Annotated in this window: 2 protein-coding genes; both read right to left on the bottom strand. The window is 51.8% G+C overall.

What is annotated here, in order from left to right:
* Window positions 1–76 precede the first annotated feature (76 nt).
* On the bottom strand, window positions 77–1,156 hold the full coding sequence (locus ADIS_RS19045) for a DDE-type integrase/transposase/recombinase (protein ID WP_035807031.1): 1,080 nt from the start codon (window positions 1,154–1,156) through the stop codon (window positions 77–79).
* A gap of 38 nt (window positions 1,157–1,194) precedes the next feature.
* Window positions 1,195–1,506 (bottom strand): transposase, encoded by a 312-nt coding sequence (locus tag ADIS_RS19050; RefSeq protein ID WP_010856319.1) that lies wholly within the window; start codon window positions 1,504–1,506, stop codon window positions 1,195–1,197.
* Window positions 1,507–1,565: the final 59 nt, after the last annotated feature.

Below are 1,565 nucleotides of genomic sequence, written 5' to 3' on the forward strand. Positions count from 1 at the left end.
TGGTCTAGCCCCCTATTAATCGGACTTTATTTTTTTTGATATTGCGTTCTAAGTGCATAAGGTTCGATATTTGGCATTAGCAGGAAACGACCGAAGGTGACCTTTGCACCGATGTCGTATGATTTGGAGTGTTGGGCCCATCAGGCAGATCGGGCCCACTCACTTCTTTATCGGGCAAATTTTCACCCCCGTTGAGGGGGTTCAAATTTGAGCAGGAAACTTCCCTCAGGCTCCCATTACCCGATATGGTTTGGTAAGGGATCTTGAGCTTGAATTTAACCTTATTTTTCCCTTTTTCCATCCTATCGATTTTTTCCTGATCCCAAAGCTCCCAGAACTTCATCGGCCACAGGTATGCGATGGAGGCGTGTACACGCCTGTTGTTGTAACTGTCGTAGAAGGTGGCCAGTCTGCCCTCCAACTCGTCTATGGACCAGAAGACCTGATGCTTGAGTGCCTGGTTCAAGATGTTGTGGAAGCTTTCCACGTGGCCGTTTTCCTGGGGCGTATAGGGGTGCGTGAACACCTGGTTGATGTAGTTTTCCCGGAAAAACTCCCGGATCAGGCCCGCCCCGAACTGGGAGCCGTTGTCGTTCCTCAGTTCCACGTGTATTCCCCTGGCCAGCAGGTCTGCAGGCTGCAGATGTTCGGCTATTATACTCTCCCATGCCCATTTTACCTGTTCTTTTTTCATATGGAAACCCAGCTGCCAGTGCAGCACCGCCCGGGTGAAGGTATCGATGACGGTAAGGATATAGGCATGGCGCCTGTCCCTTGTGATCCAGACCTGCTTGATGTCCATCTCCAGTACCTCCAGCGGTGCCTTCGGCATCACTGTCCTGAAACGCACGTACTTCCGCTCCGAGCGTTTGTGCCTGGGTTTGAGCAACTGTGCGGCTTCCATGAGCCGGTAGACTTTCTTGTGGTTGATGATGAATCCGAGGATAAGGAGCTGAAAGGTCATCTTGCGGTAGCCATAGTCGGTATCGGGGTCGGCCTGTATTTCCTTTACCGCTTCAACGACAACATCGTTGGGGCACTCCCCTCCGCCTACCGCCGTGTGCCTGAACACCGTGCCGGTCCTTCGGCGGCCCCGCCGCCCTGTTTTTGGCCTGTAATAATACTGGTGGCGGGTGATGCCCAGCAGCTGCAGCACCCTGTCCCTTTTAAGTCCCTGGCCGATATAAACCGCCGCTAGCTCTTTCCGCTCGCCCAGGGATACTTCTTTTTTAGCAGGTCATCCTTGAGGTGGGCTTCTATCTCCTTTTCGGCCAGCAGCTTCTTGAGCAACTCGTTTTCTTTTTCAAGCCGCCTGATCTCCTTGAGATGGGCGGGGGTCATGCCGTGCCGGAACCCTTTTTCACCCATGGTCTCGTACTTCTTTTTCCAGCTGTAGTAGGTGGCGGGATAGACACCATACTTGTCCAAGGTGGCCTGGACCCCGTTTGACTTGGCTTCCTCAAGCACTTTCAGCTTCTCTTCTTTGGAAAATGTCCTCTTTTTCATCGACGTAAATTTACAGTTTTTAAACTATTTTACGTCCGATTAATTTAGGGGCCAAAACA

The sequence above is a fragment of the Lunatimonas lonarensis genome (assembly GCF_000390185.1).
In the GTDB taxonomy this organism is placed as follows: Bacteria; Bacteroidota; Bacteroidia; order Cytophagales; family Cyclobacteriaceae; genus Lunatimonas; species Lunatimonas lonarensis.

Bases quoted from the DNA above. Each gene is read 5' to 3' on its own strand.
- ADIS_RS19050 (WP_010856319.1), bottom strand. From the start codon at position 1,506: ATGAAAAAGAGGACATTTTCCAAAGAAGAGAAGCTGAAAGTGCTTGAG.